The sequence below is a fragment of the Thalassotalea litorea genome (assembly GCF_043642205.1).
GTDB classification, from domain to species: domain Bacteria; phylum Pseudomonadota; class Gammaproteobacteria; order Enterobacterales; family Alteromonadaceae; genus Thalassotalea_A; species Thalassotalea_A litorea.
This window is the reverse complement of the sequence record NZ_JBHZSG010000001.1, coordinates 119209-139586: the sequence shown is the minus strand read 5'-3', so window position 1 is coordinate 139586 and position 20378 is coordinate 119209. Positions and strand designations below refer to the sequence as shown.

At 43.1% G+C, this 20378-nt stretch carries 16 protein-coding genes; 5 read left to right on the top strand and 11 right to left on the bottom strand.

Annotated features, from left to right (window positions below; translation table 11 throughout):
* Positions 1-214: 214 nt before the first annotated feature.
* Together ACHUFQ_RS00505 and ACHUFQ_RS00500 are read right to left on the bottom strand one after the other, a co-directional pair.
* Entirely contained in the window at positions 215-1183 is a 969-nt protein-coding gene (locus ACHUFQ_RS00505; RefSeq protein ID WP_394171954.1) for a glycosyltransferase family 2 protein, read from the bottom strand.
* Positions 1171-2286, bottom strand: a complete 1116-nt coding sequence (locus ACHUFQ_RS00500) for a glycosyltransferase family 4 protein (protein WP_394171952.1) — start codon at positions 2284-2286, stop codon at positions 1171-1173. The genes ACHUFQ_RS00505 and ACHUFQ_RS00500 overlap by 13 nt, the downstream gene beginning before the upstream one ends.
* Before the next feature lie 108 nt (positions 2287-2394).
* On the opposite strand from ACHUFQ_RS00500, the gene ACHUFQ_RS00495 reads away from it, so the two are divergent.
* On the top strand, positions 2395-3471 hold the full coding sequence (locus ACHUFQ_RS00495) for a glycosyltransferase (RefSeq protein WP_394171950.1): 1077 nt from the start codon (positions 2395-2397) through the stop codon (positions 3469-3471).
* A 41-nt stretch (positions 3472-3512) separates the two neighbouring features.
* Here ACHUFQ_RS00495 and ACHUFQ_RS00490 read toward each other — a convergent pair whose 3' ends face one another.
* Positions 3513-5057: a hypothetical protein gene (locus tag ACHUFQ_RS00490; RefSeq protein WP_394171948.1), complete on the bottom strand. Its 1545-nt coding sequence runs from the start codon at positions 5055-5057 to the stop codon at positions 3513-3515.
* A 236-nt stretch (positions 5058-5293) separates the two neighbouring features.
* Between ACHUFQ_RS00490 and ACHUFQ_RS00485 the strand changes: the two genes are divergently transcribed.
* On the top strand, positions 5294-6373 hold the full coding sequence (locus tag ACHUFQ_RS00485) for a GNAT family N-acetyltransferase (RefSeq protein ID WP_394171947.1): 1080 nt from the start codon (positions 5294-5296) through the stop codon (positions 6371-6373).
* Positions 6358-7668 carry an O-antigen ligase family protein gene (locus tag ACHUFQ_RS00480; protein WP_394171945.1) on the top strand — a complete coding sequence of 437 codons (1311 nt, stop codon included), beginning with the start codon at positions 6358-6360 and terminating at the stop codon, positions 7666-7668. Before ACHUFQ_RS00485 ends, ACHUFQ_RS00480 begins: the two co-directional genes overlap by 16 nt.
* Before the next feature lie 187 nt (positions 7669-7855).
* On the opposite strand, the gene ACHUFQ_RS00475 is transcribed toward ACHUFQ_RS00480, so the two are convergent.
* The 8 genes from ACHUFQ_RS00475 to ACHUFQ_RS00440 all read right to left on the bottom strand — a co-directional run bounded on the left by ACHUFQ_RS00475 (position 7856) and on the right by ACHUFQ_RS00440 (position 17808).
* Positions 7856-8863 (bottom strand): hypothetical protein, encoded by a 1008-nt coding sequence (locus ACHUFQ_RS00475; protein WP_394171943.1) that lies wholly within the window; start codon positions 8861-8863, stop codon positions 7856-7858.
* 88 nt (positions 8864-8951) lie between these two features.
* Positions 8952-9794 (bottom strand): hypothetical protein, encoded by an 843-nt coding sequence (locus ACHUFQ_RS00470; protein WP_394171941.1) that lies wholly within the window; start codon positions 9792-9794, stop codon positions 8952-8954.
* A 15-nt stretch (positions 9795-9809) separates the two neighbouring features.
* Entirely contained in the window at positions 9810-10436 is a 627-nt protein-coding gene (locus ACHUFQ_RS00465; protein ID WP_394171939.1) for a polysaccharide deacetylase family protein, read from the bottom strand.
* Positions 10433-11587 (bottom strand): glycosyltransferase family 4 protein, encoded by a 1155-nt coding sequence (locus tag ACHUFQ_RS00460; protein ID WP_394171937.1) that lies wholly within the window; start codon positions 11585-11587, stop codon positions 10433-10435. Before ACHUFQ_RS00460 ends, ACHUFQ_RS00465 begins: the two co-directional genes overlap by 4 nt.
* Positions 11587-12981 (bottom strand): phenylacetate--CoA ligase family protein, encoded by a 1395-nt coding sequence (locus ACHUFQ_RS00455; RefSeq protein WP_394171936.1) that lies wholly within the window; start codon positions 12979-12981, stop codon positions 11587-11589. The genes ACHUFQ_RS00460 and ACHUFQ_RS00455 overlap by 1 nt, the downstream gene beginning before the upstream one ends.
* Before the next feature lie 75 nt (positions 12982-13056).
* Positions 13057-14577: a lipopolysaccharide biosynthesis protein gene (locus ACHUFQ_RS00450; protein ID WP_394171934.1), complete on the bottom strand. Its 1521-nt coding sequence runs from the start codon at positions 14575-14577 to the stop codon at positions 13057-13059.
* Between the two features lie 4 nt (positions 14578-14581).
* Positions 14582-16633 (bottom strand): NAD-dependent epimerase/dehydratase family protein, encoded by a 2052-nt coding sequence (locus ACHUFQ_RS00445; protein WP_394171933.1) that lies wholly within the window; start codon positions 16631-16633, stop codon positions 14582-14584.
* Positions 16633-17808, bottom strand: coding sequence for a glycosyltransferase (locus ACHUFQ_RS00440; RefSeq protein ID WP_394171931.1), 1176 nt, complete (start codon positions 17806-17808; stop codon positions 16633-16635). The genes ACHUFQ_RS00445 and ACHUFQ_RS00440 overlap by 1 nt, the downstream gene beginning before the upstream one ends.
* 215 nt (positions 17809-18023) lie before the next feature.
* Between ACHUFQ_RS00440 and ACHUFQ_RS00435 the strand changes: the two genes are divergently transcribed.
* Together ACHUFQ_RS00435 and ACHUFQ_RS00430 are read left to right on the top strand one after the other, a co-directional pair.
* Complete coding sequence (locus ACHUFQ_RS00435; protein ID WP_394171929.1) at positions 18024-19172, top strand: glycosyltransferase family 2 protein; 1149 nt, start codon at positions 18024-18026, stop codon at positions 19170-19172.
* A gap of 92 nt (positions 19173-19264) precedes the next feature.
* A complete protein-coding gene (locus ACHUFQ_RS00430; protein ID WP_394171928.1) occupies positions 19265-20377 on the top strand; it encodes a hypothetical protein in 1113 nt (370 codons plus the stop codon).
* Position 20378 lies beyond the last annotated feature (1 nt).

Below are 20378 nucleotides of genomic sequence, written 5' to 3'. Positions count from 1 at the left end.
ATTGTTTTTATGCTTAGCAACCAATACCGGTAACGCTACTAAGTCAAGAATAGACTGCAAAACTCAGGCCACCATAAACTAACTTTTAAATTCAATACGTTATGAAAGTTTAGAGGCGAGACCCCACGGTCAATGTAAAAAAAATTAACAAACTTTTAAGTGAGATTGCCGCTAAAGCTTATGGATTTTACCGATAGCTGATGTAAGTGGAAAATTAAGGCAAAAAGCGCTCCGACTGCCCTATTGGATCCTCTAGCGGTTCATAGATTGGATTAAACCAGTTATAGATCCGTGCTGCTGCGCCAGTAATTTTATTTGCTATCGGGATTGGTAAATAAAGCCAGCGGCAAATAAGGAATACACGACGACGAAAAACCCATAAATACATGGCATCTTCAGAGTAAAAGTTTAAGCCCCAGCGCCGCTCAAATTCTCTGGCGGAATGCCAACACCGTTTCTTTGACCAACGATGGAAAAAATAGCGCATGTCACTTAATGTCATGCGAGTACCCAGATTATCGAAAATGACTACGGAGTTAGGTTGCGAGAGTACCTTTTTCCCCATGCGGTGCAATTGCAGACCAATATCGATATGCTCGCGAATTACCATGTCCGGTATTTCAATCGTTTTCAGTATGTTAGTTCGAAAAAGCACACCGTGTAGCTCGAACATATCTGACGCCCGAATTTCTTTAGGCAATGTTTCTGGCAAACTACGCCGGAAGCTTTTTGACTCGATCAAATATTGAACACCAGCCACCTCAATGCTGCGAATTTCATTGGTATATAAATGAGTACGCAGCATCGCACCCTGGTCGACACCCTCTTTTTCCAACGTTAACGGGTTAACAACAGCAACATTTTCATCTTTCACGACTTCTAATAAAGGCGGCAGCCAACCTTCAGTAATTTGAGAATCATTATCCAACAGCATAACGAATTGGGTATCGATACGATCTCGAACTCTGGCGAGTGCGCGCATCGGTGTCATCAACCCTAAGTTGATAATGCTCGCATTATCATGCGGTGTCAGTAATCGTTCAATTTTTTCGCGCACCTGTGTCGGGTAGCCCAAATCTAATACCATCAAGGTAAATGGCTCTGGCGTGTACTTATAAACTAGGCGGATACACTCAAGCACCCCCGAATAACGATCTCTTGGCGAGATAATTATCGTGACCATAACTTGCTCCATAGAGAAACTCTGGAAGTCAGCAAATCATTAAATAATAGCTGATAACGATTGATCATGTGTTCCAGCAGGAATTTTTGACGTACCCTGATCAAGCCATTGCGGCCAAATGATTCACGAATACCCGGATCACTTTGCAATAACGTGATTGCAGCGGCAATTTCTTCAGGTTGTCCTGGCTCAACTAACAACCCGGTTTGGTTATTTAAAATAATATCTTTAATACCACCAACATTCGTAGCAATCACTGGCTTGGAATACGAGCCGGCTTCAATAAATACCAAGCCAAACGCTTCTTCTAAAGAGGGTTGGATGAAAATATCGCAGGCCTGCATCCACTGATTAGCGATATTCGTTTGACCGATAAAATGGACCCTGTCCTGCAGCTGGTGCTTAGCTACGAGTGCTTTTAACTCTGATTTTTCGCTTTCACTACCGCTACCGGCGATGTACAGATGTACATTAGGATTATCGATATATTGCAATGCACAAATCGTATGCTGGTGGCCTTTTATCTCACCAAGATGCCCAAGGCTAAATAGAATAAACTCATCGTCTGAGACACTTAGTTTGTCGCGAATGAATAAGCGTTGCTCGTCTTCTACGCTATTGATTTTTTCTACACCGCCATGCACCACACAAGTTTTTTCAGACGGAATGGATAGTTGCGCAATCAGCTTACCCTGTCGGTCTTTAGAAACTGCGACAAAGGAATCGACTAAATAACGCAAACAAAAATTTAATAGTGATGGCTGATATTTTTGCAAGTCTGATCGGTGCATGGTCGCAACGATAGGAATACGGGTAAACTTACAGGCAAGCGCTGCATAAAATTGAGTATATTCACAATGGGCGTGCACCATATCAATATTTTTTTCGCGAATAATCTCGATTAATTGCAAAACTAAGGAAAAATTGTATCCTTGATGGCGAGGTATTACACAAATATCATCAATTCGAAGCGCCCTTTCCGGTGCTTTAAGTGAGTAAGGAAAGACCTGCATGCCTTTTTTACGTAGGCCCAACACTGTGTCTACAAAGCGCACAGTCCTTCCCCCTTTGTCGAGGGACTGAACGATTTCCAATATATTCATCAACGATATCCTTATGATTCCCATAGTTAATGAATAGTTGCTCAGATTTATTTGTCAAATCTTAGGTTTTTTCTATAGTTAGGTTATGACAAGCAACGAAGCATGAGCATGCAAACTAAAACTAATAAGCTATCCGTCTTGCACATGGTATCCAGTTTGATGATCGGCGGAGCAGAACGATTTGTATTGGATCTATGTCAACAACAGCGAAATGACGATATTAAAACAAAGATATTCTCGTTTGGTCATCAGGACGATCCTCTCGTCAGCGAATGCCATAATCTTAATTTGGATGTGATATTTAATCGAGGCCACAAATTTTTTGCGCTGGCACGCTTGCATCGAATCCTAAGGAAAGTCGATGTCATTCACATTCATTCCCCTCATGTATTAAAATTTATCGCGCCGATTCTCCCGTTAATTGGTAAACGAAAAATCATATATACCCGTCATGGAGCTGCTCCCCTTGATGATCCCACCTGGCAAATGCTGCATAAGTATTGTGAGAAGTATATTCATACAATTACCTTTGTCAGTGAAGAAAGCCAACAAATATTCAGTACCCATCATGGTTGGCACAACAAGCAAAAATGGGTGATAGACAATGCGGTTTTGTTACCCGAGATAATTGGCGGCAAAGAGGTCAATCACGATACATTGGCACTGGGTTCTGTTGGACGCATGATTGACATTAAGAACCAAATCAATCTCCTAAAAGCTTTAGTACAACTTTCGGAACAGGATCAACGCAAAATCAGCGTCCATTTTTTTGGCGATGGTCCCTGTCTTGACCACCTACAACGTTTTAAAGATGAGCATCTACCCAACGCTAACGTGGTATTTCATGGGGTCATTAATCAACGAGATAAGATTTATTCTACGTTTGACGTGTTAGTGGTAACGTCAGAAACTGAGGGACTATCGCTGGCCATCATCGAAGCGATGGCAAGCGAGTGTGCCGTCATCGCAACGGATGTTGGCGGTAACCCAAGGCTCGTATCACATGAAAATACCGGCTGGTTATTTGACTACAATGACAGTAATTCTTTAGCGAAGATCATTGAAACCTGTATTAATGACCGAAAAACTGTATCTGAATATGCTAACCGCAGCAAAACGATGATTGAAAAGAACTTTTCTTTACAAAACTGTGCTAATAAATATAAGCAACTCTATCTGAACTAGGGTAATCATCTTTCCGATGATGGCCACTTCTCAAGCCAGCTTTATTTGGCTGGCTTTCCTTCCCTTACTAAACGATCGTGTTCATCCAGCTCCGCCAACTTCCAAGACAGGTTACCGGTCGAGTTAAACCACCAGTTGAATTTTCTTAGAGGCTTTATCTTCCAGCTATTTTTTTTCTTATCGACGCCAAGGCTGGCTCGACAACTCGATAGCAAATTATTCATAGTATCTTTGTAATAATCTGGATCCTTCCGCTGGTGCAGCGCAAGATATCGGGCACTCACGACCAATCCAGCCACGTCACAGGCATGCTGCAAATCAGAATACGCCATGGGATCTTCAAATTTAGATTGTTGCGCGAACATAAGGTATTTAGGTACGGTTCGACCTTTTATTTTGCCATTAGGTGCCAGATAAGTTCCCTGTTCCACGACATTCTTACCAAGTGCAGTTATCAAATGCGCCGCATCTGGCATGTCTGTCATCCGCCACAATTTCCACAATTGATGGGCAAGCAATGCATTCATCCACGGCGAACACACCAAGGTGTTGTCGCTCTTTCCCTCGTGTACCCGATAAGGGTGAGCGAGGCAGTTTAAGTTTTTTTTCTGCGCTGCTTTAAGCGTTGCCATGGAACCCGAAACCAGAGCCTCAATTCGTGCAAAACTGTCGCTACTTTGGGTCAATTCCCATTGCGTCAGCGCATTGGCTAATGCCACAGAAAGATTTCTCTCTGTCCAAAACGTATGCCCCAACTGATACTGAGCTGGCCAGCGCAAGGAATTCTGATAAAACTGATGAATCAACTCAGCAGTGTAACCTGACGGATGCAATTGATAATCAAGGAGCATTCCAGGAGATAATAAATACTTTATATCATTACCTTTTTTAAGGGAGAAATAACCGAATTCGTTAATGTGGCTACGATAAACTTCGGCAGAACTATGCGCCATCTGTTTGAAATAGATATCGCCAGTCTGGAAATAAAGCTGGTAAAGAACGTAAACTCGATCATACAGCCATGGCGGGGACGTCGTGAAATTTCTTTTAACTTTCGGATCCTGATTGATTTGTTCCATGTCCGCCAGCTGATACCCAAATTGACGATAGGCAAAATCAAACCAGTTCGGCGGTCCACTTTGCTGTGCGTTTAAAGGGGCGTATAACGCATCCTGTAACCACCCCGGCGAAAACGCTACATCCACAAACGTATCTGAGGTTTCGACCCAGGAATCTATTGCCTGCTTCCCTTGCCCCAAAATGTGTAATTGCAACATATCGCCTTTACTAACAGCATTGGGCAGTTCAATTACCAGCCCACGTATAGAGTTTTTTTTTAGGCCCGTTTCAGGCCAAAGCAGGGTGTAGGAAATATTGACGTCTTGCAACGTCTTATACTGGCCATTTTTAAGAATCTGCACGAGCAATATCGACCGTAAATCAATTTTATTACGAGGCACAGGTATCGCAATTTGATTACCGGAATGAGCCGATAAAACCTCGAGTTTCAAGGAGTGTTCTGCATAGACTTTAAAGGCTGAAAAGACCATTATAATGGCTAAAAGCCCGAACCATATATATTTCATAATCCTTTACTTAATTTTTTGTTATTTATAGAAAATAAGAGCTGCTATTGGCTTAAGCTTAGTCGAAAATTAGGCCGATATAAGGGTAGTAAAATAAATCGACAAATTAATTGGGGTATTTGAGAATTTACATCTATAACTATGATAGGAGTTTTAGTCGAGTCATGGTTTTGGATTGCAGAATAATAACGACAACCAAAGGGTTTGATGAGCTACGTGGGACATGGGATGCCCATATGATCAAGCTACCTCATTTAAGCTTTTTTCTGGATTTCAACTGGTTAAATATCTGGTGGCATACCTATGCCGAGCCAGAGGATCACCTATTCATCATTCTTTTATACGATCAGAATTCTCTGGTAGCCATCGCTCCGTTTTACATTAAAGACCAAACGCTAAGAATGCTGGGTACTGGAGAAAGCGAACACGAAGAGGTCGCCAGCGAGTATCTGGATATTCTGTGTGCCCCAAAACATTTTCAAAACGTCACCAACAGTCTTGCCGATACGTTAATGGACTGCCTGTTTTCTTCGCAAAACGTGATTCAGCCTTATTGTCAAAAACCACAACAAGCGGTTGCGCATATCATTCTGGATAACTATCTGGCAAATAGCTGCCTGGCATTATTTGCAAAAAGAATGAGTAAGTCTTTTTTCCATGCCAGTCGGTGCGTTGGTACTGCTTATCTATGCCAACTACCCGCCACCCAAGAGCAGTATCAGCAGCAGCTATCGCCATCATTTCGAAAAAAACTGGCTCGGCATAAGAACCAGTGGCACAACCAACTGAGCGGAGAGTTTAAAGCGTATCGCAACTTTTCCAACCTTGACGAAGGGCTTAACCACTTGCGTTCGTTACATCAAAAACGCTGGAAACAACAAGGTAAACCCGGTGTTTTCAGCGCTCAGAAATTTGCCGAATTCCACGAAAAATTTATGCGCCTGGCGCTCCGCCAAAATTGGCTGGAATTATGGGTCTTATTTGCCCGAGGCCAAGCAATATCGGCAATTTATGCTATAACCTATAATGAGACGTGTTATTTTTACCAAAGCGGTTTGGATACGGATTTTAAACCCAACCTTTCGCCCGGATTTTTGTCTCACTTCTTGTTAATTGAACAATGCATCAAGCGCCAACTTAGTCATTATGATTTTATGAAAGGTGCACAAGAACGTTCGTATAAACAAAACTTTGCAAATATTAGTCGAGATTTATTTCGTTCTCAGCTGGCCATTAAGAAAGCCAGTAATTTGGGTTTTGCGATGAATAATAAATTAAAGCAAGCTAGGGACCTTTTGTTATGGAAAAATCAGTAAGCCTGTACGATAAAAATAGTTCTCATATTGGCTTTTTCTTTCTATTTCTTTACACCATCGCTCTGTTTATTCGCCCGCAGGAATGGTCTTATACACCCGATCCCACACCATTTGCTCGCTATTTTCTCATGATTGCATTTGTTTTTTTTCTTGCCTCACAGCGACCCAAACAATGGGGCTATCAGTCCTGGTTCCTGTTAGGAGTAATGTTCTTAATTCCCATATCCGGCCTCTGGAATGGCTGGCTCGGGGGTGGTGTTTATGCGGCAATAGACTTTTTTATCTACGGGTTATTGCCTTTTTTCATGTACGCCAGCCTGGTTAACTCACCGTCAAAACAAAATTGGATCTTTTTTCTCTTCACCTTAACCTGCATTATCATGTTGCATCATGGCCTCAGCCAGAGAGCCCATCCCGAAGGTATTGGTTGGTCTGGCGTAAGCCTTATTCAGGATACTCGCATTCGCTACGTTGGAATTTTCAATGATCCGAATGATATGAGCATGTTTTTCTTAATGAATTTACCGATATTGTTTTACCTTAGAGCCAATAGTAATAGCTTTATCATGCGCCTGTTTTATCTCGCGTTGGTTGCGGGTCTGTTATACGGGATTTTTCTGGCGAACTCGCGAGGCGCTCTTATCGGTTTGATTTTTATGTGCCTGACATATTGTTTTTTCCAATTTGGTACGGTTAAAGCGGCATTCATATCCTTGATAACCTTACCCCTCACTTTTGTAGCAATGTCCTTATTCCGGGAAATTAGCACCGATGAAGCCAGTGCCTATGGCCGAATCGAAGCCTGGTATGAGGGCGTACAAATGTTCAAAAGCAGCCCATTGTTCGGGGTGGGGATGAACCAGTTTATTGAACTACATCAACGCACTGCACATAACTCTTATGTATTAATTTTCGCAGAATTAGGCATCATTGGATATACCTTGTGGTTTGCCACTATCGTATTAACCATGATGATGTTGTTAAAAGTGATTTCCATAGATAAAGAAAAGTACAAGGTTCAGCTGCAGAACAGGACGCTGGCTAATAACGTGATGCTAGCAAAATGTTATTTCTATTCACTGGTCGGTTTTATGGCGACCTCTTTCTTTTTAAGTCGAAGCTATATCGTGTTCCTTTACATATTCTTAGGATTGTCTTACGCCGTTTATGTTCAGGTTCGGGATGAAATCCCCGAAGTCAGAGTCAGTGAAGACCCAAAAATCGTCGGCAGAATAATGTTGTATGCACCACTTAGCATGTTCATCATGTATTTGATAATCATCATGCTATTGTAAAATCTTTGTAGTGAACAGATTCTCTGTGTTACTGCATAGACTTGCGCGAATACATACAAAAGCTAACCTCATGGATAAATGAAGTAATATTCAGCCTATTTGAAATTAACCAGTGCAACATACAACAACACCGAGTGAGGCAATCCGCAACCGGTGTTGTTGTGTATTTTAAAAGAGAAAAACGTCGTTAAAGAATGGAAAATACGGCGTGAATATCGTGTTTTTCAAGATCCATCTGCCAGTCAAACGTCATGGTTTTACTGTTAAACAGACAAATACGGGTGGGTAAACACCCCTGCCAGGCTTTGGCATAAAAACGGTTTTTCAACCACTCCATACCCATTTGCATTTTCGATGGTCGAATACGGGTAAACCCAACCAGAAACCTGTCCTCATCAATGCAATATAAGCCTCGGCACCACCCCAATTGTTTAGGTCCAGTGTCGACACGATTCATATCATAGACGGTCACGACCTTTTGTAAATCCATATCAACTTTCGAAATAAAACCATTTACGTGAGTAAAATATGCAAATTTTCCTACCAAAATCCCATCGTGAATATTTCCGGAGTCCAGATTGATCACTTCACCGGTTTGCAGGCATTGGCACTGGCTCTTTTTCATGTTACTTACCCAATATTTACCTTGATATTCGAAGCAATGATTGGGATGCACCGCGTGCGGTTTGGTGGTAAGGACTTTGCGGTAATCTTGTTTTGGGTCAAATTTTTGCCAGATATCCATTTCGGTGCAGCTCCATTCATTCAACTTTTCCCCTTCCGCAGAAAACTCAAAAACCGCATCGAGCCCCGTAGATGTGATCAATAAGGTATTTTCCAACGTCGGATAGACATGATGGACATCATTAAAAACCGGGTGAGTGATCCTTTGCTGCAAAGAAAAATCATCGGTAGAGAAACATAAGGCTTCGGTTTGAGTTGCAACCCAGAGATTTTGAGACCGACGCGTACCGGATTTGAATGTTATTGATGCTTCATTATCATCCGGTAAGCAATCTTTTGGCGAATTATAATCAATCACTTCTCTGATACTCAAATCCGGCTCAAAGTTTATTTGCAGGGCCTTGGCTGCAGCATACCCAGTCCACTCTTTCATATCATAGTGGAAACGACGCTGCATCCCACCGGTGATGATGAGTTTTTCTGGTAACATGGCATCTGGTTCTGTATTCATATTCCCTGCCTCATGTGTAAATTGCCCATTGCGGTATTTCGCCGGCACCGAAAGCTAAGATGTTTTACAATTTTTCAATGATTAACGATTAACGTACCGTTAAAAAGTGCTGATATGGAGAATCTTTTATGCGTTGCTCCAATTGTGCATAGTCGCTAATCACTTTCGACAAATCGGTTTTGATCACTTTGTTAAAACGCGTGCTTACCTGATGCTTAGGTAAACCAAGGAAATTAAACAGCCGATTAAGGGTTTCGGTCTGCTTCTGTGCATCACTGAGATGTTCTTCATAAGAAATATTGAAAAATTCCAGATTGTTCAGGGCATCGAGCTCTGCACGCTGACATTCTTCCCTAAATTTCACCACCCGCTCAACTTCTTCATAGTTGATGTCCACCAAAGAATGCTGCTTTTGACCTTTACTCGTGTGGTGATAGGTACCGGTTTTTTCACTACGTAAATCGGATATTGCATGTTCCAATAGATTATCCCGGTGTAAATAGATGATTTTCCAGCCCTGATTGACAAAATCCTGAAGCACTTTGCCAGGATCTTGTTTATGGGCTTTTTGTAGTTGGTAAACTTTAACTTTAAATCCGACCGCATCGGTTTTAGTAAACGCAGTCAAACCTTGAGCATAGCGCACCGGATTGCTGACGTTGCGGACCACGCTCGATGCCAGGATTTCGCCATAACAAAAGATATCGGGGTGAGAATTAATCAAATCGACCAATACCGTGCTGCCAGTCCGCCCTTGAGCAAAGATTACGAATTTGCAGGCATCCGGTTTTGGTTTGCGTAAATAGCTTGCCAGATATATCCCCCAGATCCGCAACCGCTTAGGCATCTTCCGAAAAACAGACAAGCCAATATTATTGAGAAACATGACCTTGCCAGATTTTGTATAAAAATGAAGTAAACTGTCTTTCACTGCGCTCTCCAAGGTTTAAGATAAAGAGTGGAAATCAAACCCCCGCGCCTTCCACGCGGGTATTAACGTTTCAAGTAGTTCCAGGCATTGATCATTATCGTCATGGAATAAAATAATGTCGCCATCGCTCATCGGCATATTTAACAGACGTTGACATAATTCTTCGGATTCTTTTTTAGAATAATCCTGACTATCTACCGACCAAAGCACCACAGGAATATTGCGCTTTATCAATTGCCACAACAGGCTAAGGCGCCAGCGCCCATGAGGAGGACGAAATAATATGTTTTGCCCCTGAATTTCAAACTCCGACATCAACGCATTGGTTTGCATGATTTCCGCCAATTGTTCTTTGGTTGGCATGTATTTAAACCCTTTATGATTGTACGAATGATTACCCAGAGTATGGCCGTCAGCCATCGCTTGTCGTACGATTGCAGGATTGTTAGCCATGCGTTTGCCAATAAAGAAGAAAGTTGCTTTGGTCTGATGGCGGGATAATAAATCCAGCACTTTAGGGGTAACTTTTGGCGTTGGACCGTCATCAAATGTTAAATAAAGACGCTTTTCCCCAGACTTTTTCTTGGTATAAATTTTATTATTTGGCAATAAGCGCTGAATAATGCGCGATTTTAGACTCATATCGACACCACTGATTTATCATCATGATTCTTTAAGGTTTGTGCGATCGTTTGCTGCACATGATGGATATTTTTTTGCCAGTCAAATTGACTGGCATGTTCAACGATATCGCGCGGTGACCATGCTTTATTTAACGCATCATCAAGCGCACTTGTTAATGGTTTAACCGTTTTGGCTGGCACCAAGATACTGGTCTCATCAGTAACGATCTCCGGGATCCCGCCGACCTCTGTGGCCACAACGGGTTTGCCACAAGCCATCGCTTCCAGAAGAATATTTGGAACCCCTTCCGCATAGCTAGGCAAAACAACAACTCGTGCCCGACGAATTTCATCCGCAACCTGTGAATGGGCAATCGAGCCGAGAAAAGTCACCTTATTTTGCACATTGGCCTGCTCGAGTAATTGTTTCATAGCAGGTTCCATCGCGCCCTGCCCCGCGATGACAAGCTCTGCATCAGGATGATGTTTTAGCAAGGCAATAAAGCTTTGGATAAGTTCCATCACCCCTTTATTCGCCTTAAGGTTCCCCACATATAATAAACGCTTGGCTGGATTAAGCGGTTGCGCTTTGGTAGGGAAAAATAACGTGTTGTCGACGCCGTTATAGATCAGATGCAATTTGTCTTCAGCCACGCCAAGTAAGATTAAACGATTGCGTAAGGCATCGCTGACTACAAATACACCAGCGGCTCGATTGGCAGCCCAGACAATCTGTTTTGCACGCCGCTTATCATTAGCAAAGTCATTAACATCGCTACCATGCACCTTGATAAAAAATGGACAGCCAATCAATTTTGCGAGCATCGCCGTTGCGACACCTTCCGGGTAAGCCCAACTAGCAAGTAAAGCCGCAGGCCGTTGTTTGCGTATCCAACGCCAGGATGTCGCCAATAATGAGATCAGCATATATGCCGAAAACAACGAATAACCAATTTTAGGCGTGTAAAAAAATGGCCTATAGCGAATATCTTCCGCCCCTTCGGACTTGTTCTCCGCTGATAATTTAAACCATTGCGGCCAGGCAACAGGCACCAGGATTTTAATGTGGAAATGCTTTCCAAGGCGATCAAATTGTTGTTTATTAAACGTGGCTCGATTTGGCTCCCAAGAAGACGGATATAGATTTGTAATGATCAGTAATTTCTCCATTACAACTCCGATATTGTGACACGGTGCTTGCCCGTACTGGTTAATGGGATATCGGACACCTGATGAAAAGCCACTTGCAGCTGCTCTCCCATGACCTGTTTAATATGACCATTTATGGTGTCTTGTACAGCTCTGTCGTACTGATCATTTGCGACGATAAAAATATCCAGGCTCGACAGAGATTTTTGTCGCACTTGAAATCGCTCAATGCCGCGAAAATCCTTTAACAGGTGGGGGAAAAATTCTCCTGGTAAGATTGTACCTTGTGGGGAGCGAATAATATCTAATTTGCGACCATTGACCGACTCAAGCATTGGCAACGGGTTGTGACACTGGCAGCGGCGTTGTGAAATAACGCCCTGATCACCATTTACATAGCGAACCAAGGGCATTCCATAATTAAATAAGTCGGTAATCACGATATCACCGACTTGGTTTTTCAGGTTCTGGCCTTGATCATTTACCGTTTCCACCACCAATTGGTCGATATTAATGTGCAAACCATGCTGTTGTGAACATTCTGCACCTATCAACATAAACTCGCGACAACCATAGGTGTTTAACACCTGACATCGAAATGCTTTTTGGATTTCCTGACGCTGGTATTCAAGTAGTGCTTCAGCCCCGGTTAAGATCACCTGCGGTTGATGTAATTGAATACCCTGTTCATTAATATATTTAGCCAGACTATACAAAGGCGCCACATAGGCGACGATCGCTTTAGGCTGATAGTCATTTATTTGATCTATATATTGCTGAAAATTATCCTTGCTTAAGGCAAACGAATTGGCGATTTTACGGTGATAGAAACGATGAAAAAGGTCATCTTTAACCTTCGCTTTCCAACTTTGACTACCCAATTCCACCCCCCACAAATACCAGGTTCGGGTGCCGATACCGACGCCACCCCAACCATAACCTCGCCACATGATCGCCTGCCGAGATTCATAGCTTCCCTTATCCAATTCAAAATGAAAGGGTCGCCCTGTTGAACCACCGGTTGATTTTTTATAGTTGCTGGCGCGTTTATCTTGAGGCACTAATAAATCATAATTGTCCTGAATATCCTGCTTAGTTAACAACGGCAGCTGTGCTAACTGCGCCACGGAAGTCAATTCTTGAGGGTTGAAATCCAGAGCTCGCCATTGCTGCTGATAATATGGGACATGCTGGTGACAATACTGAAGAAGATTGCGGAGACATCGAAGCTGGTATTGTTCGATTTTTTCCAAAGGCCAGTGCAAGCGATCTTCAGCAGCGGTCAATAATGAAGAGGTCCGACGGCCTTTGATGCGCTCATATCCTGGAAATAAAACTGATTTAAACAGAGAACTGTAAATATCCATTTCTACAATTTGATTATTATTGATTGCTCGTTCATTGAGTATAGACAATTCAAGTTAACTTGCTGGAGCAAATTAAATTTTATTATAACTTGTTTGTCGCCAACCAAATTCCTGTAAACACGGTTATTTAATGACGCCTTTCGATTCCGGTTGAGACGAGCGAAATTGAGTAAGCATTGCACCCAATTTGTCCTTTACGCCGCGATCTAACAGCAAGAAATAATTCATTAATGCAATTAAAGGGAAAAGCACAACCCCAAACGCCAATAAGGATAGCCATCCCGAAGCGCTATACTGCAGCACCCAGGTTTTTATCGGATAGCCAAAACCGTATAGGATTATTAGCGCACACAGGAACCGAAAGTAGATAGGCCATAACCGGAACTGACAATAATGTTTGAGCAAGTAACACTTGATGACTAACTCCGAAACAAAGAAACCAATGGGTGTTCCCATCGCGACTCCCATTAACCCATAGTCTTTTGCCAGATAAATCGACAGCAGAATATGGACGATAGCGCCGATCAAATTAGCCACGGACAACCATTTATGGTTTGCCTGAGCAAGCAAGACATTTTTAATTCCGCTGCCGGCAGCAATGCAAAGATAACCAAACACAAAAAATCCGATAAGCTGCGCCGCAGGAAGAAATTGCTCGCCTACCCACAGCGGAATAAACAACGGACTAAGAATATACAGCGGCATGAAAAACGTCACACAGATAAATATATTTAAACTGGTAACCTGATGAAAGAAGCGTTCCATATTGGTGCCGCGAGCAACCATACGGGTGAATACCGGCTGAAACAACCCGGAAACCGAGCCCACAAAAGCTTCAACATGATGCGCCAGGCGATTGGCGATACTAAACATGGTAACCGCGGCAACATCAAAAATACGGGTAACAATGACCGGATCCGATTTGGCATTAATGGTCCGGGCAATCCCCATTGCCACGACATGTTTAGAAAAATGAAAAAGACTGGAGAATTGCGATCGGCTGATCAAAGACTTGCTGAAAGTCAGTTGCGGATAATTCTTCCTGACCCAATATAATTTGTAAGTGTTGGTTATTGCATCCGCAGCTAACGTGGCCGCTACCGCACCAAAAATATCCAGTTGCGGCAAAAATATAAATACCCCAAACGCCTTTAATATTGCATTTAATGAAGAGATGTTCGCGTCAATATCAAAACGCAATACGGCCGCATAAAATCCATGCAGACAATTCATTAAAAAACCCCAGATGATCTTTAGGGTTAAAAAGTAAAAACAATAAGTGACGGTAATTTCCATTGGCCCGGGCACACCAAGCCAATCGGGAAATTGCGCCAATACCAGCAGGCCGCCGGCGGCAAGCAAGCCAAGCGCAAAAAACAGCGCTATTGAGGTTGAAAACACCTGATTGACTTTGCCCTGATCCCCCTCTTCCAACGCTAAGGTAATATTGCGTTGCACAGCGACAGGAAATCCCAGATTGACCACATTAAACCAGGTGAGAACGGACAGTATCAGGATCCACAGACCATATCCGTCCTCACCCAAATGCTTGATCATAAACGGCGTCAGCAACAGAGAGATAACCAGCAGCACAAACCGTTCCAGAAATCGAAATGCGGTACTTTTAAGAAGAAGCTCTTTCATTGAATTAAGCGTTCTTTTCCTGGTTTGCCGCAGACATAGCCGCGCTGATGCCTTGCTTTAAGTCGACCTGAGGCTGCCATTGCAATACCTGTTGCGCTTCACTGGTATCAAATACCGGTGACGAGGAAATAGATCGCAATCGATAAGACAAGTGTGGATTACGTTTCAAACCTAAAGCACACATATGATCCAGTACCCAGAATGCGGACTTAAAGACCGTCAATGGCACTGGGATCAGGCGTTTCTGTTTACCATTTTGATTAAGCAACTCAATATATTCGCGCTGCGTTGGATAATCATTGTCAACCAAATTAAAGATTTTTAGCGCCCCTTCGTCCTGTTTTAAGGCCGCCATACAGGCATCGACAACGTTTTCAACATAGACCAGAGGCAAGCGACGATCACCCATGCCAATTGAGAGCAAAAAGCGGTCCCCCACAGAAATACCTAAATCATTAAGACATGGATCCAGACCAGGACCATAGATAAGTCCAGGGCGGAAAATCGTTACCTGGGTTTGCGCATTATCATCGGCAAAATCTCGCACAGCATTCTCAGCCTGCCACTTAGCATGGGAGTAATTACCGCGATTCTGAGGTTCCCGCTCGAACTGGAAAGATTCATCAATCTTGTAGCTATGACGATAATCATCACCGTGATAAACATTTAACGTACTAATGTAAATAAGCTGTTCGATTTTATGTTCTGTACAGGCCGCCAATAAGTTATTGGTACCTGTCACTGTGGTATCTAAGTGATAATGCCAGTTTCCCTGCATTGCCGCGGCCAGATGAAATACTTTTGTCACATTCTCACAAGCTCTGGCAACCAGTTTTTGATCATAAATGTCACCAATTACCACTTGAACCTGCGACTCATATTCCATCCAGCTCTGAGGCAAGGGTTTATTCGAGTGCAACAGAACGCGAACGGTGCGCCCTTGTTGTAACAAACGCAGTACTAAAGACTGTCCCAGGAAGCCGCGTGCACCGGTCACCAAAACATCTGCAGCAGGATAGGTTATATCTTCGGTTTTCTCCGGTTGTGGTAAAAATGCTGATTCTTGCTCCATGATTTGCAAATATCGAAGCGCGTCCAGAGCAAACAGATTGTTCATTTTATCTGAATAAAAGTCGTTAATGACGGCATCTAAGCCGGCATAAGGGTCAAGTCGCTTCAGGGCAAACTTGCCAACCGCCTTCGTGGTGCCCCACAGGAGTTGCCAGGCGCCATGTAAATTGGCGGTCACACGGGAAACAGCGTTAGGCAAAGCACTAACACTTTGATAGCTGATAATGAAATTACGAAAATCGAGATGGATTGAGCCCCGCTCACACTCTATCTCTAATTCATTCTTTAATGGCAATGTATTTAGATTCATATGTGCGCTGGCGAAAATTCCGCTTTGATTAGCAAGCAGCAATTGATAGTCATGCACTTTGCCTTCCATCGCCGTTACCTGACTGGCCTGATAGTTCAATGCCCCGGTAAACTGCTCCATCGCGCTGAATACATGAGGGGCGATATCAAATACTGGACCACCAGGTAATTTATCCATCCAACGACTGGTAGGGTCATATTTACGATTATCAAAGTAATCAAAACTGTAGCGACCATTTACCGCTTTCACCGCTCCAAACGATTTTTTCTCAATCAGCTTTTTCGCCTCTTCCACCATAGGGTCAAAACTACGCATATGATTGACGGTCAATTTCACGTCCGCATCATCGGCCGTTTTAAGCAGGGTTTCTACCTGCTCGCTCGTCATCGCTAGAGGCTTTTCTACCAAACAATGAATCTGATTTTCCAATAGCTGATTACAAAGTTGAAAATGACTCGCCGGAGGCGTCGTAATATGGGCGTATTCTGGCTGGAATGTGCTCAACATTTCGCTGATACTGACAAAGCTCGCCTGAATATCCAGTTCCTGAGCAAATTGCTCCAGACGTTGCGGATCAATATCAACGATAGCGAGGGAAATTTGAGGGTTAAGCTTACGTAGTTTGTGCACATGAATGCGTGCCAGGTTACCACATCCTATAATAACGGTTCTCATTATTGCTCCATGGTGTTTTTGTTTTTAAGGATTGCCTCAACATGTTGGCAAACTTTGTTATAGCGTGACTCCCAGGTATCTTTCGCAACGACTTGCTGACGCTTAGTGCTTGCCCCTTGATCATCGTTTGCTATCGCCATAGCAACAAGCTTTGCAAATTCCTGATAATCCTGAGCGATGCTAACAACATCTTGATATTTATCGATTTCTGGACAGCTTACCGAGACAACGGGCTTTCCAGTCGCCAGGTATTCTCTAAGCTTGAGCGGATTCGAGTTAAAGACTTGCTGGTTGAGTACGTATGGGATGATAGCCACGTCAAAACGGCGGGCAAAATCAGGTAGCTGTTCATAGGAACGCTGACCAATAAAGCGCACATTTTTCGGTATATCAAACTGGCGCAGATCCACGGTGACCCTGCCAATTAAGACGCAGGTAACATCCGGTAACTGACGGGCGACGAAACAGACCAGCTCAATATCTATCCAATATTCAATCAAGCCAAAAAAACCGACCACAGGGCCTTGGATTTTCGCCAGCTCCTGCGGTATTGGTCCAGGCTTATTGGCTTGAGAAAAATGTTCGACATCGACACCATGGGGGCTGAGCAACACTTGCTCATATTCTAAGCGCTTGCGCTCGAATAAAGGCATAGAAGGGGTAAAAATCAAATCCGCCTGCTTACTAAGTTGCTTGTCCAAGCCGATAACACGTTGTTGATTCACCCCAGGTAGCGCGGAAAAATCATCGACACAATAATAAATGATTGCCTGCGGGTGGAGCTGTTCAATAACTTCCGCCAGTGTCGGAACGGTGCACCAGACAATGGGGCGTTCAGTAAACTTTAATGCCTTAGTCTTGCGTTTAATTTGCTCGATAGCTCGATTTTTATTGGCGCGACTTATCCACCAATGTGATGGAAATGGCAACAAAAATAATGACAGTACGGTAAAGTCCTTGGAGACGCCTTTTGATTTTGGCTTGAAAGCCTTGTTGAGTCGACTCCAAATTTTTTTAAGATCCGACAGAGAAAATCGAGGTAGACGCAATCCTGCTGCCTCAACATAAAGTAAATTATGCTGAGCGGCGAGTCGTTTGGCGATGTGATGACTGCTGGTGCGATTGTCCGTGCTGTATTCATTGCCGATGTAAATAACGTTCCATTTGTTATTCATTACTCGAAAATTCTTAATTGTTTTTATGGTTAAGATACAAATGAGTATATGGCAGATCTTAAAACCTGCTACTTTCATGGAAAAATAATTACGATGTAATTTTATTTACCGCCTAATCAGCGGCGAATCCAAATATTTATTTTCTTGCCCCCCTACTAAAATCGATTTCTTGATATATATTTTATTGAATAACAATGAATAATCAGGGGATGAGAATGGAAGTCGTGTTTTGGATAGCCGTTTTAGGGATTGCATACAGCTACCTGATTTACCCCGTTTTGTGCTTCATTTTTGCAAAGTTATTCGGCTCTGAAAATCCAATTCCAACACTTGCTGATGAACAATTACCCGACATCAGCGTCATTATTGCCGCCTACAACGAAGAGCACTGTATCGCTGAGCGCGTTGAAAACCTGTTAACTCAAAACTACCCCATTGAGAAGTTACATATTTTTATCGGCTCAGACGGTAGTACTGATGCTACCAATCAAATCCTTGAGCGCATCGACCACCCCGCTGTCAACATTAGGTTATTTCACCCTAATCGCGGTAAAGCCAGTACTCTAAATGACTTAATCGAGCTGACAAGCACAGACATCATCGTGTTTTCTGATGCCAATACCGAATTTACCGCTGATGCGCTTCGACATTTAGTATCCGGGTTTAATGATGAAAAGGTTGGGGCTGTGTGTGGCGAACTGGAACTCTATAATTCTGGGACCAGCGCCAATAAAGATAATCTTTACTGGCGCTATGAGCAGTTTATTAAGTATCAGGAGAGTCAGCTGGACGCATTGCTCGGTGCTAATGGCGCCATTTATGCGATTCGACGTGAGCTTTATATTCCGATTAGCGCGAACACTATCGTCGATGATTTTCAGATCGTTATGAATATCGCCAAACAGGGATGTCGTATTATCTATCATCGCAGTGCTAAAGCACTTGAAGAAGTTGCACCTAGCGCCGGAGACGAAGGCAAGCGCCGTGTAAGAATCGGAGCTGGAAACTATCAGGCTTTTAGTAATCTTTTCTGGTTATTAAACCCCAATCAGGGTTGGCGTTGTTTTGCTTACGTGTCACACAAAGTCTTACGTTGGTTTACCCCGCATCTGATGCTTATTGCACTTATCAGCAATATTCTTATTGCAGATCAACCATTTTATGCTGGATTCCTGCTGTTGCAAATTATTGTTTATGGGCTGGGGATCTGGGGCATTCGAAAAATCGATACTGGTGAAAAAACCCCTTGGTTTGTCACCTTTATTGCGTTCTTTTTACGCTTAAATACCGCCTTAATGCAAGGCTTTGTAATGTTTAGTAGACGAAATTTATCCGGCACATGGCAAAGGACTTCCCGCTCATGACTTATTGGTTTTTGACTCTTTTTATCGCTTTATTTGCAGGCGTAGCATTGGTCATATACAAAAAAAACATTAACCTCTGGCTTGGCCATTTCTTGAAAAGAAAATTATCTGGGCGATGGCACAAATATGGAAAGTCAGACGTTCCAACCCATGTCATGTTCTGCTTTGTTGACCATTACGAACCACAATGGGGCAAAAACATCAGCATCGAGCAAGAGCGAGCTCGCGTTGATCGTTGGCTTTACGATTATCCTCAGGTAGCCAGTCAGTTTAAAGATGCCGATGGGCAGCCGCCCAAGCACAGTTTTTTCTATCCAGAAGAAGAATATCGTCAGGAGCACCTGGATAAAATTGCTTATATTTGCGCGCAAGGATACGGTGAAATTGAAGTTCATTTACATCATCATGATGATACCAGTGATAACCTGCGGATGACGCTTGAACGTTTCACCGAGACGTTGCATGAAAATCATGGTGCGTTTTGCCGAAACCCTGCCTCCGGTAAACTCGAATATGCATTTATTCATGGCAACTGGTGCCTGAACAACTCCCGCCCAGATGGTCAACTTTGTGGCGTTAATGATGAGCTGATTGTATTAAAAGAGACAGGTTGTTTTGCCGACCTCACGTTTCCAAGCGCGCCAAGTGATACTCAGCCAGCGTTTGCCAACGAGATCTATTACGCTAAGGACAATCCTGGACATCCCAATTCCCACAACGTCGGCAAGCCGGTGGAGCGCAATGGTTCGCCATGGGGCGATCTGATGATTATCACCGGTCCACTGGCGCTAAACTGGCGGCGACTGAAAAAGAAAATATTTCCCCAAATTGAAAACTCAGATATCCGCGGCAATATGCCACCGTCATCCGACCGAATTGATCTATGGGTAAACACCCAAATCAGCGTCAAAAATAAAGAAGACTGGCTATTTATTAAGATACACACCCACGGAACTCAGGAAGAATCGATGGATACCTTGCTTGGAAAACCGTTTGTGGATATGTGTGAATATTTGGAAAATACTTACAATGATGGTAAAAAATACAAACTGCATTATGTTTCTGCCCGCGAAATGTACAACATAATTAAAGCTGCGGAAGCCGACGTGCAAGGAGAGCCGGGCGACTATCGCGATTTTATTATTCCCAGACCCGAATATAAAGTTGCCGATATTTTCAAAGAAGAATTAAAGCATAAGGCATAAA

Excerpts from the sequence above, each read along its gene's own strand:
- ACHUFQ_RS00495 (WP_394171950.1), top strand. The coding sequence starts at position 2,395 with ATGCAAACTAAAACTAATAAGCTATCCGTCTTGCACATGGTATCCAGT.
- ACHUFQ_RS00440 (WP_394171931.1), bottom strand. The coding sequence starts at position 17,808 with ATGAATAACAAATGGAACGTTATTTACATCGGCAATGAATACAGCACG.
- ACHUFQ_RS00475 (WP_394171943.1), bottom strand. The coding sequence starts at position 8,863 with ATGAATACAGAACCAGATGCCATGTTACCAGAAAAACTCATCATCACC.
- ACHUFQ_RS00485 (WP_394171947.1), top strand. The coding sequence starts at position 5,294 with ATGATCAAGCTACCTCATTTAAGCTTTTTTCTGGATTTCAACTGGTTA.
- ACHUFQ_RS00450 (WP_394171934.1), bottom strand. The coding sequence starts at position 14,577 with ATGAAAGAGCTTCTTCTTAAAAGTACCGCATTTCGATTTCTGGAACGG.
- ACHUFQ_RS00465 (WP_394171939.1), bottom strand. The coding sequence starts at position 10,436 with ATGAGTCTAAAATCGCGCATTATTCAGCGCTTATTGCCAAATAATAAA.
- ACHUFQ_RS00435 (WP_394171929.1), top strand. The coding sequence starts at position 18,024 with ATGGAAGTCGTGTTTTGGATAGCCGTTTTAGGGATTGCATACAGCTAC.
- ACHUFQ_RS00480 (WP_394171945.1), top strand. The coding sequence starts at position 6,358 with ATGGAAAAATCAGTAAGCCTGTACGATAAAAATAGTTCTCATATTGGC.
- ACHUFQ_RS00500 (WP_394171952.1), bottom strand. The coding sequence starts at position 2,286 with ATGAATATATTGGAAATCGTTCAGTCCCTCGACAAAGGGGGAAGGACT.
- ACHUFQ_RS00445 (WP_394171933.1), bottom strand. The coding sequence starts at position 16,633 with ATGAGAACCGTTATTATAGGATGTGGTAACCTGGCACGCATTCATGTG.
- ACHUFQ_RS00505 (WP_394171954.1), bottom strand. The coding sequence starts at position 1,183 with ATGGTCACGATAATTATCTCGCCAAGAGATCGTTATTCGGGGGTGCTT.
- ACHUFQ_RS00490 (WP_394171948.1), bottom strand. The coding sequence starts at position 5,057 with ATGAAATATATATGGTTCGGGCTTTTAGCCATTATAATGGTCTTTTCA.
- ACHUFQ_RS00460 (WP_394171937.1), bottom strand. The coding sequence starts at position 11,587 with ATGGAGAAATTACTGATCATTACAAATCTATATCCGTCTTCTTGGGAG.